Here is a 17,045-nt window from a genome sequence, read left to right on the forward strand (position 1 = left end):
GCAACTAATAAGAGCCTAAAAATATGCGTTTTAACATCCCTAATATCTTGTCTTTATTACGACTTTTCCTCATTCCAGTATTTGTCGTGGCGTTTTACCTACCATACAGCTGGGCACCGTTTGTCGCTGCAATGATCTTTTGGGTCGCCGGATTTACGGATTGGCTGGATGGGATGTTAGCAAGAAAGCTTGGCCAAACTTCTCGGTTTGGAGCCTTTATTGATCCCGTTGCAGATAAAGTTTTAGTGGCGACAGCGTTAATCCTTATCACTGAACATTATCATTCTATTTGGATAACCATCCCAGCGGTCACCATGATTGGCCGTGAAATTATCATTTCGGCCTTACGTGAATGGATGGCTGAAATTGGTAAGCGAGCCAGTGTGGCGGTGTCTTGGATTGGGAAAGTAAAAACTTTGACACAAATGTTTGCGCTGTGGGTGCTCATTTGGCGTTATGACGACTGGATGGTGTGGATGGGTTATGTGGCTATCTATATTGCAACGGTTCTTACCTATTGGTCAATGATGCAGTATTTAGCAGCAGCCAAAGGTGATTTACTTAATGAAGAACACCACTAACCTCTAATCAATGTTATTGAAAAATATCGTAGCCCCAATGTCACGTTGGGGCTTTTATTTTGTCTGTTATAAAAGAAAATAAGCCAGTCAATGACTGGCTTATCTCTATGGTATCCGTTAGAAGGGCAATTTGGGGTGGGGTATCCTTCTCTTTTCCCTCGCTCAGTAGACGGAAATAGGCCCCAAGCGTGGCAGCGGAGTTATTTGGTTTGCTGGCCTTCAATGGGAACTACGCTACTGGCATGAAACCCTTTTGGACCTTGTTCCACTTCATAGGCGACTTGTTGACCCGCTTTTAGTGTGCGATAGCCATCCATTTGAATGGTTGAATAATGCGTGAAAATGTCTTCATTTCCACCTTCCGGACAAATGAAACCGAACCCTTTGGCGTTATTGAACCATTTTACTGTACCTGTAGCCATGCTATACATCCCTCATGCATTTTATTACTGATGTTGTTTAAAGAAACGTTCGTTTTGTTATTCCATGAACGAGCATTTCAGGTGTGAATGCGATTTAGCCGCTGCCAAATAATCGAGTCACTAATTGACCAATGTAGTCAATGATAAGCCACAGTCAATAGGAAAACGGTATAAAAATAGCCACTTTTATAAGCAAATCACTTTAAGAGGTAAACATGCTGCGTTTTTTTCTGAAAAGAAAGGTTGGATTTGTTAAAAAATGGTTGATAAATGCAATGGAATTTGCAAATAGCAATGCATATTGTGAGTGTGTTTGCATAATTAGCTGTTTTTTTGAACGCTTGTACAGGGGATCAAAGAGGAATAGCAATGTTTTATTTGCAGCGTTACCATTGCTGGATTAGTCTCTAAGTAAGGGTTGTTTTTCACCTGAACAGACAGCAAGTTAAGTGGATAGTCCACGCTGATGGATGGGATGACAATGTGTGATAATTTGAGAAACACTCTGATATACGGCCGTCATGAGTAGAAATTTTGAATGGGTGACTCCAGGCTCTGATTTACTGGAGAAAGAAAAGACCGAGGTAAGACCCCCGGCAATGTATCACGTAGTACTCAACAATGATGATTACACCCCGATGGACTTTGTGATTGAAATTCTTGAGCGTTTTTTCGCAATGGATATCGAAAGAGCAACACAAGTTATGCTCAGGGTACATTATGAAGGAAAAGCCATTTGTGGCACATTTACTGCAGAAGTTGCAGAGACAAAGGTAGCGCAAGTGACCATGTACTCAAGGGAAAATGAGCATCCGCTTTTGTGTACTATGGAGCAAGCTTAGGTTTGTAACGCAATGTGGTTGTTCCTTAAGGAGGCCTTATGCTTAATAAAGAACTAGAGTCGAGTCTAAATGGCGCGTTCGCTCGAGCGCGAGACAAAAGACATGAATTTATGACCGTCGAGCACCTCCTACTTGCATTGTTGGAAAACGATGCAGCGAAGGACGCATTATTAGCCTGTCAAGCTGATATCGATACACTACGTCAAGAGCTTGATCTGTTTATTGACCAAACAACACCTCTTATTCCTGATAACGATGAAACGCGAGAAACGCAACCAACGCTCAGTTTTCAACGAGTGTTACAACGAGCGGTGTTTCATGTACAGTCTTCTGGTCGTAATGAGGTTACAGGGGCGAATGTTCTGGTCGCTATTTTTAGTGAGCAAGAGTCCCATGCGGCGTATTTATTGAAGAAAAATGATATTAGCCGGCTTGATATTGTTAATTACATTTCTCATGGAATCACTAAAACCTCAGGTGCGAGTGAAGATCCCGCTTCCGATTCTTTTGGTTCTGGAAATTTAGATGAAGCCAATGCAGATGAACGGTTGGAAAGTTTTGCGAGTAACCTTAACCAACTAGCAAAGCAAGGGCAAATTGATCCTTTGATTGGCAGGGATAAAGAACTTGAACGCACGGTTCAAGTCTTGTGTCGTCGACGTAAAAACAATCCCCTTTTAGTGGGAGAAGCCGGAGTGGGTAAAACGGCGATTGCAGAAGGGCTTGCTTGGCGAATCGTTGAAGGGCAAGTCCCGGAAGTGATTCAAAATAGCGTTATTTACTCACTTGATATTGGCTCGTTATTGGCTGGAACTAAGTATCGAGGGGATTTTGAAAAACGGTTTAAAACGATCCTGAAGCAATTAGAAAAAGAACAAGATGCGATTCTTTTTATTGATGAAATTCATACGATTATCGGCGCTGGTGCAGCCTCTGGTGGTCAAGTAGATGCCGCGAATCTGATTAAGCCATTATTGAGTAGTGGAAAATTACGCTGTATTGGTTCAACAACTTATCAAGAATACAGTACGATTTTTGAAAAAGAGCGTGCTTTATCACGCCGTTTTCAGAAAATTGATGTGTTAGAACCCTCATTGGATGATACCACCAAGATCTTGATGGGATTGAAACCCAAATATGAGGCACACCATGATGTACGCTATACCAATAAAGCATTGCGAGCTGCGGTAGAGCTGTCAGCGAAATACATTAATGAACGTCATTTACCAGATAAAGCCATTGATGTTATTGACGAAGCGGGTGCCAGAGTGCGTCTAATGCCTGCCAGCCGACGCAAGAAAACCGTTGGAGTTGCAGAAATTGAAGCCATGGTTGCTAAGATGGCGCGCATTCCTGAAAAATCTGTCTCTTCATCAGATAAAGACATTTTGAAAAATCTTGATAAGAAGATGAAAATGTTGGTCTTTGGTCAAGATCAAGCAATTGAAGTGTTGAGTGAGTCGATCAAACTGACTCGGGCAGGCCTTGGTTCTGATAATCGACCTGTTGGTTCATTCTTGTTTGCTGGTCCGACAGGGGTGGGGAAAACGGAAGTGACTGTCCAGTTATCCAAGTTGCTGGGAATTGAGCTACTTCGCTTTGATATGTCGGAATACGGTGAGCGCCATTCTGTCAGCCGCTTGATAGGCGCTCCTCCTGGCTATGTCGGTTATGACCAAGGTGGTTTATTAACGGATGCCGTTATTAAGCACCCTCATGCGGTGGTATTGTTGGATGAAATTGAAAAAGCGCATCCAGATGTCTTTAACTTACTGCTACAAGTTATGGATAACGGCACATTAACCGATAATAACGGACGTAAAGCGGATTTTCGGAATGTTATCCTAGTCATGACGACAAACGCAGGTGTGGCGGAAACGGTGAAACAATCCATCGGTATGATTCAACAAGATCATAGTCATGATGCGATGGCAGAGATTAAAAAAGTCTTTACGCCAGAGTTTCGCAACCGATTAGATCACATTATCTGGTTTAATAGCTTAGATGAGCGTGTGATTCACCAAGTGGTAGATAAATTCATTGTTGAGCTGCAAGTTCAATTGGATGCCCGAGGGGTTTCACTTGAAGTCTCTGAAGTTGCAAGACATTGGCTTGCGATCAAAGGGTACGACCGTGATATGGGGGCCCGTCCCATGGGACGAGTTATTCAGGATAAATTGAAAAAACCACTGGCGAATGAGTTGTTATTTGGTTCATTGGTGGATGGTGGAACTGTCAAAATAGACCTCACCGATGATCAATTAACCTTTAAATACTTAGGTTCTCGAGAAGAAGTCGTGAATTAGGTTTCAGCTAACGATAATAAAAAGCGCACAAATGATATGTGCGCTTTTTTTTGTCTCAGTTATTCGTTGTTAAGCCATACTCTTATGCAACAAAAACGGAGCTTACCGCTCCGTTTTTGTTGCATTCGACAATCAGAGATTAACGAGCGCGGAAGACGATGCGACCTTTAGATAGATCGTATGGAGTCATCTCTACAGTAACTTTGTCACCAGTAAGAATACGAATATAATTTTTGCGCATTTTACCAGAGATGTGAGCTGTCACTATGTGACCATTTTCTAGCTCAACACGGAACATTGTGTTTGGAAGAGTATCAAGGACAGTACCTTGCATCTCAATTACGTCTTCTTTAGCCATTTAATCCTCTTTAGAAATTTGGCGAAAATAATCAACGGCGCATTCTGCCGTTAAAAAAACAATATGTAAAGTTGGGGCGTATTCTACCCTCGCCAACGCTGTTTGACTAGCTTTTGATTTGGCTGAAAGCGTACTTTGTAATTCATAGCGGGACATTCATCAATTTGATAGCCTAAATAAAGCCATTGTTTCTCCATACGCTTACATAATTTAAGTTGAATGAGTACCGCTAAGGTACCCAACGAAAGTGGGCTATCTGGATCAAAGAAGGTATAAAAAGCGCTGGCACTATTGGGTAATATATCGGTAATGGCAATCGCGACAAGGCGGTTGCAGACATAAATATGTAAGTATTGTGTTTCCAACCAATCTGAATGTGCAAAGTTATCAAATTCATCTTTGCGAGGTGGATACATGTTTCCTTCTTTATGACGAGCTTCAATATAACGAGCATAGAGCGGGAACCAATTGTCATCCATGATTGGTTTCAACTGCCATTGAATGGTATGAGCTTTGTTTAGCAACCGTTTCTGACTTTTTGAAGGAAAAAAATCATGGACAGAAACACGTAATGGTTGGCAAGCCGAGCAATGGTCACAATAAGGTCGATAAATAATGTCACCACTACGGCGAAAACCATTCGCTAGCAGCTGTTCGTAATGTTCGCTATTTTTCATTGTAGGATCCAGAGCGACAGCAACGCGTTCCATGCGTTCTGGTAGGTAGCTGCATGGATGGTTATCGGTAAGGCCGACTCGAATTTGTTGTAACTCTTGGCTCATGCTCTCTCCTCTGATACACCCAATAATGGGCAAGGTAACCACTGTGGCTGAAAACAAGATTCAGAAACAGGTGCTTCTCTTAAGGTTAGCAATGATTGCATAAACTGGCTCCGTGGTAATTCTGTTGCCCCTAAGGATTGCAGATGAGGATTCATAACTTGGCAATCGATCAACTGCCCTTGATGGAGAGAAAAATGCTGACAAAAAGCCCAAAGTGCAATTTTAGAGGCGTTGGTGGCGAGGCTAAACATGGATTCACCACAAAAAAGCTGCCCAACCTGAACCCCGTAAAGTCCACCTACTAATTCTTCATTTTTCCAGACTTCGACGGAATGGCAAACTCCTTGTTCTGCCAAGAGTTGATAAGCGCTGCGCATTTCATGGTTTAACCATGTTTCTTCTGCGGGGCGAACCGCAGCACATAATTCGATAACACGGGCGGTTACCTGGTTCATACTAATTCGATAAGCGTGTTTTTTTTGATATTTTTTCACACTTCTGGTGGGTTTAAATGTCTTAGGGTTAAAGACTGCGCGAGGTGAAGGGCTCCACCAAAGGATAGGCTCACCTGGCCCATACCAAGGAAATATGCCATTGTGGTAAGCGGACAAAATACGCATTGGATTCAAATCGCCACCGTAGGCAAGTAAACCATTCGGGTTGGTTCGTGCTGAATCAGGGGAGGGAAAGGTAAAGCTGTCCGCCGCCAACTCGGTAAGGTAAATTGTCATTACTCACTCACTTATTCTAATCGGAGTACAAAATGAGAACATGGATTTTGATCTTATTGATTTTTCCCTTGTTTGCCAATGCCACTTATCAACGGAATCAAGCTCGTCCAGTTAATGAGGTTATTTTTGGTCAAGTGGAAACCGTCCGTTATATTTCCCAGCAAGAAATGATTCAATCGAAAGCGAAGGGGTGGGAAACTCTGCTCGGTGCGGTTGTTGGTGGTTTAGTTGGACACCAGTTTGGGGATGGAAGAGGTAAACAAGTGGCAACAACAGTTGGGGCCCTTACTGGCGCGGTGATCGCACATCAACACGGTAAGCAGTCTTACTATTACGAAGATAAGTTAGTTGAAATTCTCATCCGTACTTCAAAGGGAGATCTTATTGATGTGATTCAAGATGTCGACAGCGATATGTTATTTTATTCGGGTGATAAGGTTCGCATTCTGTATTTTGATGATGGGGTACGTGTTGATAAAGAAAAATAGCAAAAAAGAGCAAGCCATTTCCTTTTGAAAGGCCGATTAACACTGGCGATTTCAGGTTATTTTGGGTAGTCTGCCAATACGAAGAATTTTAACTGCGCTAGATAAAATAGGCATAGCCGCAGTGCAAGGAAACACAATTTTAATGGAAAGCCTGACGTTACAACCCATTGCAAAAATTAATGGTGAAGTGAACCTACCTGGTTCAAAAAGCGTTTCTAACCGAGCGCTTCTTTTGGCTGCGTTAGCCAGTGGTACAACTCGATTGACGAATTTACTCGATAGTGATGACATTCGGCATATGCTTAATGCGTTAAACCAATTAGGGGTTGTTTACCGCCTTTCAGAAGATAAAACGGAATGTGAAGTTGAAGGGTTAGGAAAGCCCTTTGAACAATCACAATCACTAGAACTTTTTTTAGGCAATGCTGGAACGGCAATGCGCCCGTTAGCGGCTGCGCTGTGTCTGGGGCAGGGGGAGTTTACCTTGACGGGTGAACCCCGAATGAAGGAGCGTCCGATTGGTCACTTAGTGAATGCCTTGCGTCAAGCGGGTGCTCAGATTGACTATTTGGAAAATGAACAGTATCCGCCGCTTCGTATCCGTGGCACGGGCCTAAAAGCTGGGCCGGTATCCATTGATGGATCCATCTCTAGCCAATTTTTGACGGCATTTTTGATGTCAGCTCCTTTAGCTGATGGTGAAGTGATCATCAATATTGAGGGCGAGCTGGTTTCTAAACCTTATATTGATATTACGTTACACATCATGCAGCAATTTGGTGTCCAAGTGATCAACCACGATTACCAACAATTTGTGATTCCTGCTGGCCAATCGTATGTCTCTCCCGGTCATTTCTTGGTTGAAGGTGATGCTTCATCAGCTTCCTATTTCTTGGCTGCTGCGGCAATTAAGGGCGGGCAAGTCAAAGTGACCGGTATTGGTAAGCACAGTATTCAAGGAGATATTCAGTTTGCCTACGCCTTAGAAAAAATGGGTGCGGAAATTGAATGGGGTGAGGACTATGTGATTGCGCGTCGTGGAGAACTCAATGCCGTTGATCTGGACTTTAACGCTATTCCTGATGCGGCGATGACCATTGCTACCACGGCTTTATTTGCGCAAGGCAGCACGGCTATTCGTAACGTCTATAACTGGCGTGTGAAAGAAACGGATCGCTTAACGGCGATGGCAACGGAACTGCGTAAGGTTGGGGCAAGCGTTGAGGAAGGGGAAGATTATATTATCATCACACCACCTAGCACATTGCATCATGCCGCAATTGATACTTACGATGATCATCGGATGGCGATGTGCTTCTCACTAGTGGCTTTGAGCGATACTCCAGTGACGATTAATGATCCGAAATGCACCTCGAAAACCTTCCCTGATTATTTTGAAAAATTTGCAGAGCTCAGCCATTAATTGAACTGAAAATAAAAGCCTCATACGAGGCTTTTATTATTTTTGTAGTGAGAATTCTTTAGAAAGGTGATGGGCTAAATATTTAAACATATTAAATACTTCGGTCGTTTTCTCGGTGGGTAGCCCGTCATCATTAAGAAAATAAGGCCCTTTAAAAACTAACACCCCTTCTTTTTCTTCCACGCTATCTGCTCGCATTCCTTCAATATATTGCTCGTGATCTTGAATAAGCTGGTTGGCAATCAGCAGTAAATCGAATTCACTAATGGATTGTTTATCGTTCATGTTTTATCCCTACTCAGTTTGGTGCACAGTTTATGATTGTGACACGTAAAAACCATGATCGAAAACAGGAAAACTAAGATTCAGTGATCATGCTGTTTTGTGATTTGTCCCATGTTTCCTTCTTTTATGGTCGCATCCCTACGAGACTCTCATTAGTATGTGCGGTTTTCGCATGAAGGAAGACATATCGTCGATTTGTCGAGCAAATAAGCGCTTTTTTATAAAAACAAGTTGATCTTCTGCTTGTCTGGCTCGATAGTAAAAAAAGAAGCAATATTTTAGAACATCATGCGATTTATTATTCGCATCGTGATTAAGGGCATTTGAGTCAATTATGGGTAAATCACTTGTTATAGTGGAGTCACCAGCCAAGGCAAAAACCATCAATAAGTACCTTGGTAAAGACTTTATCGTAAAGTCTAGTGTCGGTCATGTACGCGATCTGCCTACTGCTGGTCAAAGTAATACCGCGACAAAGAAGGCTCCGTCTACAGCGAATAAACAACTGACTGTAGAAGAAAAAGAACGCTTAAAAAAAGAGAAAGAGCGTAGCGCCCTAATAAAAAAAATGGGGATAGATCCTTTTCATGGTTGGGAAGCCAATTACCAAATTCTTCCCGGTAAAGAAAAAGTGGTGAGCGAACTGCAAAAACTCGCCAAAGATGCCGACTGCGTTTATCTCGCAACCGACTTGGACCGCGAGGGAGAAGCCATCGCTTGGCACCTTCGTGAGATCATCGGTGGTGATGAGAAGCGATACAAACGAGTCGTTTTCAACGAAATTACGAAAAACGCCATTCAGCAAGCATTCCAACAACCCGGCGTACTGAATATGGATGGGGTTAATGCACAGCAAGCACGCCGATTTATGGACCGCGTGGTAGGCTTTATGGTTTCTCCGCTACTGTGGAAAAAAGTAGCGCGAGGGCTTTCTGCCGGACGTGTTCAGTCTGTAGCGGTTAAACTGCTTGTTGAACGTGAACGAGAAATTAAAGCGTTTGTGCCGGAAGAATTCTGGGATATTCACGCAGAGACAAAGACACACTCTCAAGATGATTTTCGTCTATTGGTTGCTCAAAAAGAAGGCGTTGCCTTTAAACCTACCAATGAACAAGAGGCTCAATCTGCAGTTTCTATTCTGCAAAAAGCCGTGTATGAAGTCTGTAAACGTGAAGACAAACCAACCAGCAGTAAACCGAGCGCACCTTTTATCACCTCAACGCTACAACAAGCAGCGAGTACGCGCTTAGGCTATGGGGTGAAAAAAACCATGATGTTAGCTCAGCGTTTGTATGAAGCTGGGTATATTACTTATATGCGTACCGACTCAACAAATTTAAGTGCTGAAGCGGTAGACAACGTACGTCAGTATATTGAGCAACAATTTGGCCAAGCTTACTTGCCTGAAAATCCCAATGTATACGGTAGTAAGCAAGGGGCTCAAGAGGCACACGAAGCGATACGTCCTTCCAATGTAGACGTTAAATCGGATGATTTGGACGGAATGGAAGCGGACGCTCATAAATTGTATGCCTTAATTTGGAACCAATTTGTGGCCTGTCAAATGACGCCGGCTCAATATGACTCAACCACAATCAGCGTAAAAGCCGCTGAGTTTACCTTGAAGGCAAAAGGGCGAATTCTTAAATTTGATGGTTGGACTCGGGTACAGCGTCCACTGGGTAAAAATGAAGACCAAATTTTACCTGCGGTAAAAGTGGGTGACACATTGTCCCTTGAAAAGCTGGAGCCCAAGCAGCACTTTACTAAGCCGCCAGCTCGTTATACCGAAGCGGCTTTGGTAAAAGAGTTAGAAAAACGGGGTATTGGCCGGCCTTCAACCTATGCTTCGATAATCTCGACCATTCAAGATCGTGGTTATGTTAAAGTTGAGCAGCGCCGCTTTTATGCTGAGAAAATGGGTGAAATCGTTACCGATCGTCTCGATGGCAGTTTTGCCGATTTGATGAACTATGACTTTACCGCCCGCATGGAAGAGAAACTGGACCAAATTGCAGAAGGGGACGCAAACTGGAAAAAAGTATTGGATGCTTTTTTCGCTGATTTTAGCGGCGATCTGGAACAAGCAGAACAAGATGAAGAGCTGGGTGGAATGAAACCCAACCACATCGTTATGACCAATATTCTTTGCCCAACGTGTTCTCGTCCAATGGGGATAAGAACGGCTTCTACTGGTGTTTTCCTTGGCTGTTCTGGTTATGCTTTGCCACCAAAGGAACGTTGTAAAACCACCATCAATTTAGGTGATGAAGACGGCATTATTAACGTTCTTGAAGAAGATGTAGAAACGGCAGCTCTGCGTGCGAAAAAGCGTTGCCCTATTTGCGAAACCGCGATGGATGCCTACCTTATTGACGGTAAGCGTAAGTTACATGTTTGTGGTAACAACCCGAACTGCGAAGGCTATATCGTGGAAGAAGGGGAATTTAAGGTCAAAGGTTACGATGGCCCAGTGGTTGAATGTGATAAATGTGGCTCCGATATGGTACTGAAAACAGGGCGTTTTGGTAAATATATGGACTGCACCAATGATAACTGTAAAAACACGCGTAAAATCCTTAAAAGTGGTGAAGTAGCACCACCGAAGGAAGACCCTGTTCATTTCCCTGAGCTACCTTGTGAAAATTCAGATGCTTATTTTGTACTAAGAGATGGTGCCTCGGGCCTATTTTTCGCGGCCAGTAATTTTCCTAAATCACGAGAAACTCGTGCTCCTTTAGTGGAAGAGCTTGTACGATTTAAGGAAAGATTACCGGAGAAGTATCAGTATTTAGCATCAGCTCCAGTCGCGGATCCTGATGGACGTTCTGCAGTTGTGCGTTTTAGCCGTAAAAGTAAAGAGCACTATGTTCGAACTGAAATTGACGGGAAACCATCTGGTTGGACCGCGCTTTATCAAGACGGGCGTTGGGACGTTACGGATAAACGTAAGAAAACGAAGTGACGGAAACATTGTTGTGATAAAGGCAGTCATTTGACTGCCTTTATTTTTGGAATATTGAAAGAAAATTCGATGATTCAATCATTGGTTCGCTGTATTTTATATGTCCACTTTGTTTTTCTATATTAATTTCATTTGATATATCAATATTAACTGTCACACTTTTCAATTATTTTAATGGGAGATTTTAGGGTTTTGGGATCGAAATCGTGAAATAAATGTTAGGTATTATGGGGTAAATAACTCTTATTCTGTGAGCAAGGTTAGGAGTTCAACATGTCATACTTACTTCCAGCACAGAATACGCATTAGACGTTTGTATTCCTACATAAATTCGATAGAGTAATAGACAACTGATTGCATTTTGTGCTTGCTTTAACTTCAGTTGACGCTATGCAATAAGTCACTAAGGAAAGCGTCGTCATTCCCCCCATTTGACATGGCGACGAACCAATGGAAACTGATGGAGAAGAATATGAGTGGTGTATTAGGAATGATTTTAGCTGGTGGTGAAGGTTCTCGTCTGATGCCGCTAACTGAATCCCGTACAAAACCTGCCGTCCCGTTTGGTGGAAGCTATCGTCTGATAGATTTTGCACTTAATAACTTCGTTAATGCTGATTTGATGCGAATTTATGTATTAACACAATTTAAATCTCAATCACTCTATCTACATATGAAAAAAGGATGGAATGTTTCCAGCATCAGAGATCGCTTTATTGACTCTATCCCAGCCCAAATGCGTGATGGTAAACGGTGGTATGAAGGAACTGCCGACGCCATCTATCAAAACTTACGGTTTGTAGAAATATCCGAAGCCGATGATGTGTGTATTTTTGGATCCGACCATATCTATAAAATGGATATCCGGCAGATGCTTGATTTTCACCGTCGCGTCGGAGCAAAACTAACCGTTTCAGCACTGCGTATGCCACTTTCTCAAGCGTCTCAGTTTGGTGTTATTGAAGTGGATGTCGATGGTAAGATGATTGGTTTTGAAGAAAAGCCTAAACAACCCAAATCGATCCCTGGAGATCCTGAATGGGCATTGGTTTCAATGGGTAACTATATTTTCGAAACCGAAACACTGTGCAAAGAACTGCGTGAAGACGCGGTTAATGAGCAATCAAGCCATGATTTCGGAAAAGACATTATTCCTAAAATGTTTCCACAAGGAGGCGTTTATGTTTATGACTTCTCAACGAATACCATCAAGGGTGAAAAAGGTGAAACGTATTGGCGTGATGTGGGCACCATAGAGTCTTACTGGTCTGCTCATATGGATTTATTGCAAAAAGATGCACCATTTTCTTTATATAACCGCAGTTGGCCATTGCATACCTATTATCCACCATTACCACCCGCCACGTTTGTGGATATGGATGATAAAAAAGTGGAGATTACCGATAGCTTAATTTCCGGAGGAAGTTATGTTCAGGGCTCAACAATTTATAAATCAGTCCTCAGTTTTAGAACAAATATTGGCCCCGGATCTTTTATCAGCGAATCCGTTATTTTAGGTGATGCAAAAATTGGTGCTGGGTGTACCATTAAGCGCACTATCATCGATAAACATGTGGAGATCGCTCCCGGCACCATTATCGGTGAAGATTTAGAACTTGATAGACAACGGTTCCATGTCTCTGATGAAGGAATTGTTGTGATAGCGAAAGGAACAAAAGTTGGATTCTAACATTGAGAAAATGAACGTTTGGTTTGTTGTTTCAGAAGCTGAAGGGTTAGTGAAAAGTGGTGGTTTAGCAGATGTGGCTAAGGCACTGCCAAAAGCCTTGATGGATATTGGTCATCAGGTGGCGATCGTGCTACCGGGTTATCGCACCATTGCTGAAAAGCAGAATTTACCGGTTATTCTTGAAACAGAGTTACTGCATTGGCCACATACTCGTTATCAAGTACGTCAGAGTGAGTTAGATGGTGTTCCCGTCTATTTAATTGATTGTGATGACTATTTTGATCGTGCAGAGTTGTATGCTGAGCAGAATCAGGCGTATGCAGATAATGGCGAACGGTTTGGTTTTTTCTCCGCCGCTTGTTTAGATGTCTTACCCAAATTATCGATTAAACCAGATATTATTCATGCCAATGATTGGCACACGGCACTGGTTCCTTTCTTATTGAAAACGCGTTACCGTGACGATCATTACTACAGCGGGATGAAAACGGTATTAACCATTCATAATGCCATTTTTAAAGGTATTTTCTCTTACCATCAATTGGAAATCATTCCTGAACTGAATTTATCAGGAATGGAGTTTTTACAGTATGGTTATGATCATATCAGTACTTTAAGAGCTGGCATCGCTTTTGCTGATAAAATTAATGCAGTCAGTCCTAATTATGCTTCAGAGCTTTTAACACCATTAGGATCGCACGGTTTGGTCGATGACTTTGTTCGACGAGCGCGAGATTTGCACGGGATTGTCAATGGCTGTGATTATTCAGAGTGGAGTCCTGCGACCGATCGTTATATACCGCAAACCTATAGTGCGGAAGCGGTGTCTTTGAAAGCGGGGAAAGCCAGCAGCAAGCAAGCCCTTCAGCAGGAGCTGGCATTACCTCAGTCAGCGATTCCCATGTTCGGGATGGTATGTCGATTAACGCACCAAAAAGGCTTTCATTATCTATTGCCCATTTTAGAGCAGTTTTTACGAAACGATGTTCAAGTGGTTATCGTGGGTACAGGAGAGCCTCAAATCGCTGAAAAACTGCATAAAATTGCAGCTATGCATCCAGACAAGTTTGCTTTTGTTGAGGCTTATAGTAATCGGCTTGCTCACTTGGTTGAAGCGGGGGCAGACTTCTTCGTTATGCCATCAGAATTTGAAGCGTGTGGGTTAAATCAAATATACAGTATGGCTTATGGAACTCTACCTATCATTCGAGAGGTCGGTGGGCTGAAAGATACTGTTCAGGATTATGATAAGTATCCTCAACAAGCGACAGGGTTTGGTTTTCAAGAACCAACGCCAGCCGCCTTACTCATCACGATGCAAAGAGCCCTGCTTTTTTATCTGCAAAACCCAGATGAAATGCTAACCGTTCAGCTAAGAGCCATGAATAAAGACTTTAGCTGGCATGATTCAGCACAGGAATACTTAAAAATGTATCGAGCGGCAATCTTCTATTGATTGACGATTTTACAGAGCGCCTTGTGCGCTCTGTTTCTTTGTGAAGAGCCCATCTAATTGATACATGGTTTTTTACAACTCCTACAAAATTCTCTTGGTAAAATATGCTAATCTTTTTACCAAAATCAATTTGGGTCAATGTGGTATCCATGTCTCAAACTTTGTTGTTTCATAAAGTATATCCCCATCCAACCAGTAAAGAATGGGTGGTGTTTATTCATGGTGCTGGGGGAAGTTCTTCCATTTGGTTTAAGCAAATTAAAGACTACAAACAGCATTTCAATTTACTCTTGGTCGATTTGCGTGGACATGGTAAGTCGCATCAATTACTAAAAGAGCTGCTTGCTCAGCGTTATACATTCAAATCTGTAACACAGGATGTTCTATGCGTCCTCGACCACCTCAAGATTCATTCTGCGCATTTTGTGGGCATGTCGCTTGGAACGATCATTGTCAGAAATGTTGCTGAATTAGCGTCAAAGCGAGTACGGAGTATGGTATTAGGGGGAGCGGTCACTCGGCTTAATATTCGTTCACAAGTGTTGGTGAAACTTGGCCATATCAGTAAACATATTATCCCTTATATGTGGCTCTATCGTTTATTTGCATACATTGTTATGCCTCAACCCAGTCAAAAGGAATCTCGTCACCTTTTTGTCAGAGAAGCGCAGAAGCTTTGCCAACAAGAGTTTAAACGCTGGTTTACCTTAACGGCGGATGTTAATCCGTTAATGAGGTACTTCAAAGAGCGAGAGCTGTCGATCCCAACTTTATATGTGATGGGAGCCGGTGATTATATGTTCCTACGCCCAGTCAGAGAGATGGTGGCAGCTCATCGACAAAGTGCATTAGTGGAAATTCCTGATTGTGGTCACGTATGTAATATTGAACAGCCACGTTTGTTTAATCAGGTTTCGATCGATTTCATTCACCAACAAAGCCATTAGTGGTGTTTGATTCGTTGGTCACGTAATTGTTTGAGGAGCCATTTAGCCAGTAACGGGAAAATCCCCAGTAATACAAAAGAGAATAAGACTGAAGGGGTCATGATGCCGGATAGGTCTTCTATCTCACTCAGTTGAGTTCCTGCATTAATATAGACGGCCGTTCCTGGCAACATACCCAATTGACTGATCCAGTAATAGCGCCAAGTGGTAATGGACGTTAACCCCATTAGCAAGTTGATCAGAAAAAAAGGCAGGATAGGGATCAGTCGTAGAGAGAATAAGTATAAAGCGCCATCTTGGTTCATTCCTTGGTTAAGTGTATTCAGTTTATCTGAGAATCGATGGGAAACCCACTCTCTTAGTAAATAGCGACTGCTCCAAAACGCGATGGTTGCACCAAACGTACTCGCAAAAGAGACCAGAAACAAACTCAGCCAGAAACCAAATAGGGCAGCACCAAGTAAGGTAAAGACAGCGGCACCAGGAACGGAGAAGGCGGTCAGTACGACATAAAGAATAAAGTAAAGAAGGGCTGAGACTAACCCGTGTTGGTGAATCCATTGGGATAATTGAGTGTGAAGTTGTTTGATGGCTTCTAAATTGAGATATTGATTCAAACTGACGGCCAGTAAGATCACCACACCAAGCAGTATTATTCCGATGGTCATTTTTTGTGTCATGAGAGATTCCATAGTGCCATATATCGACTTTACTGGATCCAGCATAGAACACCTTCCCTTTACAGGGTTAGCTTATCGTTGATAAAAAATCATAAACCCAGTCAGAGTATCTTTGGCTGGGTTTATGACAGTTGGCAATAGAGGAGGGGAAAATTAAGATAAATGCTTTATTAATTCTTCACGTCGAGAGTGGGGAATGACGGACCAGTGTTTTCCTTCAATTGCCCCTTCTAATGCCCAGAGTAGCTCTAGACTCACATCGGTAGGGTGACTCTGCTGGATGGCTTTATAAGCCCCCAAGGCTCCTTTTTGATGAAGTTGGTCAACGGAGTTTATCCCCGCTTTTTTTAGCATGCGTTCTGTTGCGAGCCTCAAGTTGGGGAGGTCTTTGAGCCGTTCCGGCTTTGACTGTTCTTGGCTTTCTCGCTCATCTTGGGCAATTTTTAAAGCAACTTTTGCTTCATGTAAAATAGCTTCAGGGTTATCCCAGCATTCTTCAGGCAAAGCAAAATACTTCGTGACAACCGGGAACCCTCTTTTTTTATACACATAGGGTTGGTAGCCTTGTTGCTTAAATTTATCGGCTAACTCATCGTTCGCTCGCATATGTAGTTTGTTATTCACGACTAAAGCAAACATGGTGTCATCAACAAAAACACCGAAGCCGCCGAACATTGAACGTGATTTGACACGGCCAAATTGTTCAAAAAGTCTCATTGAATCTTTTAATACTGGTTTATCCATGCTGTAAATCTCGGTGTATTAACTAATTCGCCACCAAATCAGGTCCGAGAGACTAGCAAAAAACTGCTGTGATGTGTCAATAAGGAGTAAACTTCCTGTTTGTGCAGTTCAGCCTTCAGCCATCGGCAACCCCGCTACCTACCAAACTGGTTTAGGCCGGAGGCTTTGCGTCCCAACTTTTCAGATGGTTTGCCCTGTGCGTGACATTTTGGTATCTCTAAGCATTATTTCCATAATACTTCTTGTTATACAGTAATGAAAAAAATGAACGAATATCACAGCTAAGTTACCAATATGTGATATTCGTTCAAATTTGTAGTGGTAATATCAATAAAAATAGTAAGG

At 42.5% G+C, this 17,045-nt stretch carries 16 protein-coding genes and 1 riboswitch; of the genes, 9 read left to right on the forward strand and 7 right to left on the reverse strand.

The genetic code is table 11. The annotated features are described in order from the left end of the window. The first annotated feature begins 23 nt into the window (after positions 1-23). Positions 24-581 (forward strand): CDP-diacylglycerol--glycerol-3-phosphate 3-phosphatidyltransferase, encoded by a 558-nt coding sequence (pgsA, locus tag EXA13_RS01580; RefSeq protein ID WP_238131554.1) that lies wholly within the window; start codon positions 24-26, stop codon positions 579-581. Positions 582-781: 200 nt separating this feature from the next. Here pgsA and cspD read toward each other — a convergent pair whose 3' ends face one another. Next, entirely contained in the window at positions 782-1,003 is a 222-nt protein-coding gene (gene cspD, locus EXA13_RS01585; protein ID WP_238131555.1) for a cold shock domain-containing protein CspD, read from the reverse strand. Between the two features lie 521 nt (positions 1,004-1,524). Between cspD and clpS the strand changes: the two genes are divergently transcribed. Both clpS and clpA read left to right on the forward strand, forming a co-directional pair. Further along, positions 1,525-1,845: an ATP-dependent Clp protease adapter ClpS gene (clpS, locus tag EXA13_RS01590; protein WP_238131556.1), complete on the forward strand. Its 321-nt coding sequence runs from the start codon at positions 1,525-1,527 to the stop codon at positions 1,843-1,845. A 38-nt stretch (positions 1,846-1,883) separates the two neighbouring features. Then, entirely contained in the window at positions 1,884-4,151 is a 2,268-nt protein-coding gene (gene clpA, locus EXA13_RS01595) for an ATP-dependent Clp protease ATP-binding subunit ClpA (protein ID WP_238131557.1), read from the forward strand. Positions 4,152-4,290: 139 nt separating this feature from the next. Here the strand turns inward: clpA and infA are convergent, their stop codons facing one another. From infA to aat, 3 genes are all read right to left on the reverse strand, one after another. Beyond that, a complete protein-coding gene (gene infA / locus EXA13_RS01600; protein ID WP_001040191.1) occupies positions 4,291-4,509 on the reverse strand; it encodes a translation initiation factor IF-1 in 219 nt (72 codons plus the stop codon). A gap of 83 nt (positions 4,510-4,592) precedes the next feature. After that, positions 4,593-5,291, reverse strand: coding sequence for an arginyltransferase (locus EXA13_RS01605; RefSeq protein ID WP_238131558.1), 699 nt, complete (start codon positions 5,289-5,291; stop codon positions 4,593-4,595). Beyond that, positions 5,288-6,022 carry a leucyl/phenylalanyl-tRNA--protein transferase gene (aat, locus tag EXA13_RS01610; RefSeq protein ID WP_238131559.1) on the reverse strand — a complete coding sequence of 245 codons (735 nt, stop codon included), beginning with the start codon at positions 6,020-6,022 and terminating at the stop codon, positions 5,288-5,290. Before aat ends, EXA13_RS01605 begins: the two co-directional genes overlap by 4 nt. Before the next feature lie 32 nt (positions 6,023-6,054). Between aat and EXA13_RS01615 the strand changes: the two genes are divergently transcribed. Next, entirely contained in the window at positions 6,055-6,510 is a 456-nt protein-coding gene (locus EXA13_RS01615) for a glycine zipper 2TM domain-containing protein (protein ID WP_238131560.1), read from the forward strand. Positions 6,511-6,652: 142 nt separating this feature from the next. After that, positions 6,653-7,933, forward strand: coding sequence for a 3-phosphoshikimate 1-carboxyvinyltransferase (gene aroA, locus EXA13_RS01620; protein WP_238131561.1), 1,281 nt, complete (start codon positions 6,653-6,655; stop codon positions 7,931-7,933). A gap of 36 nt (positions 7,934-7,969) precedes the next feature. Here aroA and EXA13_RS01625 read toward each other — a convergent pair whose 3' ends face one another. Continuing rightward, complete coding sequence (locus tag EXA13_RS01625; protein ID WP_238131562.1) at positions 7,970-8,218, reverse strand: YciN family protein; 249 nt, start codon at positions 8,216-8,218, stop codon at positions 7,970-7,972. A gap of 334 nt (positions 8,219-8,552) precedes the next feature. Between EXA13_RS01625 and topA the strand changes: the two genes are divergently transcribed. From topA to EXA13_RS01645, 4 genes are all read left to right on the forward strand, one after another. Beyond that, complete coding sequence (gene topA, locus EXA13_RS01630) at positions 8,553-11,183, forward strand: type I DNA topoisomerase (RefSeq protein ID WP_238131563.1); 2,631 nt, start codon at positions 8,553-8,555, stop codon at positions 11,181-11,183. Between the two features lie 460 nt (positions 11,184-11,643). Continuing rightward, entirely contained in the window at positions 11,644-12,873 is a 1,230-nt protein-coding gene (gene glgC, locus EXA13_RS01635) for a glucose-1-phosphate adenylyltransferase (protein WP_269136830.1), read from the forward strand. Position 12,874: 1 nt separating this feature from the next. Next, complete coding sequence (glgA, locus tag EXA13_RS01640) at positions 12,875-14,329, forward strand: glycogen synthase GlgA (protein ID WP_238131810.1); 1,455 nt, start codon at positions 12,875-12,877, stop codon at positions 14,327-14,329. 149 nt (positions 14,330-14,478) lie between these two features. Further along, positions 14,479-15,276, forward strand: coding sequence for an alpha/beta fold hydrolase (locus tag EXA13_RS01645; protein ID WP_238131565.1), 798 nt, complete (start codon positions 14,479-14,481; stop codon positions 15,274-15,276). Here EXA13_RS01645 and EXA13_RS01650 read toward each other — a convergent pair. Beyond that, positions 15,273-15,956: a TVP38/TMEM64 family protein gene (locus EXA13_RS01650; RefSeq protein WP_238131566.1), complete on the reverse strand. Its 684-nt coding sequence runs from the start codon at positions 15,954-15,956 to the stop codon at positions 15,273-15,275. The genes EXA13_RS01645 and EXA13_RS01650 overlap by 4 nt on opposite strands. A gap of 153 nt (positions 15,957-16,109) precedes the next feature. Next, on the reverse strand, positions 16,110-16,700 hold the full coding sequence (locus EXA13_RS01655) for a TfoX/Sxy family DNA transformation protein (protein ID WP_238131567.1): 591 nt from the start codon (positions 16,698-16,700) through the stop codon (positions 16,110-16,112). A gap of 121 nt (positions 16,701-16,821) precedes the next feature. Beyond that, positions 16,822-16,904: riboswitch (cyclic di-GMP riboswitch) on the reverse strand. Positions 16,905-17,045: the final 141 nt, after the last annotated feature.

Source organism: Vibrio cincinnatiensis (assembly GCF_022113815.1).
GTDB lineage: Bacteria > Pseudomonadota > Gammaproteobacteria > Enterobacterales > Vibrionaceae > Vibrio > Vibrio cincinnatiensis_A.

What these genes read in the sequence shown, in the direction of transcription:
- EXA13_RS01650 (WP_238131566.1), bottom strand. Translation starts at nt 15,956, where the DNA reads ATGACACAAAAAATGACCATCGGAATAATACTGCTTGGTGTGGTGATC.
- clpS (WP_238131556.1), top strand. Translation starts at nt 1,525, where the DNA reads ATGAGTAGAAATTTTGAATGGGTGACTCCAGGCTCTGATTTACTGGAG.
- EXA13_RS01605 (WP_238131558.1), bottom strand. Translation starts at nt 5,291, where the DNA reads ATGAGCCAAGAGTTACAACAAATTCGAGTCGGCCTTACCGATAACCAT.
- EXA13_RS01615 (WP_238131560.1), top strand. Translation starts at nt 6,055, where the DNA reads ATGAGAACATGGATTTTGATCTTATTGATTTTTCCCTTGTTTGCCAAT.
- pgsA (WP_238131554.1), top strand. Translation starts at nt 24, where the DNA reads ATGCGTTTTAACATCCCTAATATCTTGTCTTTATTACGACTTTTCCTC.
- EXA13_RS01625 (WP_238131562.1), bottom strand. Translation starts at nt 8,218, where the DNA reads ATGAACGATAAACAATCCATTAGTGAATTCGATTTACTGCTGATTGCC.
- EXA13_RS01645 (WP_238131565.1), top strand. Translation starts at nt 14,479, where the DNA reads ATGTCTCAAACTTTGTTGTTTCATAAAGTATATCCCCATCCAACCAGT.
- EXA13_RS01655 (WP_238131567.1), bottom strand. Translation starts at nt 16,700, where the DNA reads ATGGATAAACCAGTATTAAAAGATTCAATGAGACTTTTTGAACAATTT.
- cspD (WP_238131555.1), bottom strand. Translation starts at nt 1,003, where the DNA reads ATGGCTACAGGTACAGTAAAATGGTTCAATAACGCCAAAGGGTTCGGT.
- glgC (WP_269136830.1), top strand. Translation starts at nt 11,644, where the DNA reads ATGGAGAAGAATATGAGTGGTGTATTAGGAATGATTTTAGCTGGTGGT.
- clpA (WP_238131557.1), top strand. Translation starts at nt 1,884, where the DNA reads ATGCTTAATAAAGAACTAGAGTCGAGTCTAAATGGCGCGTTCGCTCGA.
- aat (WP_238131559.1), bottom strand. Translation starts at nt 6,022, where the DNA reads ATGACAATTTACCTTACCGAGTTGGCGGCGGACAGCTTTACCTTTCCC.
- infA (WP_001040191.1), bottom strand. Translation starts at nt 4,509, where the DNA reads ATGGCTAAAGAAGACGTAATTGAGATGCAAGGTACTGTCCTTGATACT.
- topA (WP_238131563.1), top strand. Translation starts at nt 8,553, where the DNA reads ATGGGTAAATCACTTGTTATAGTGGAGTCACCAGCCAAGGCAAAAACC.
- aroA (WP_238131561.1), top strand. Translation starts at nt 6,653, where the DNA reads ATGGAAAGCCTGACGTTACAACCCATTGCAAAAATTAATGGTGAAGTG.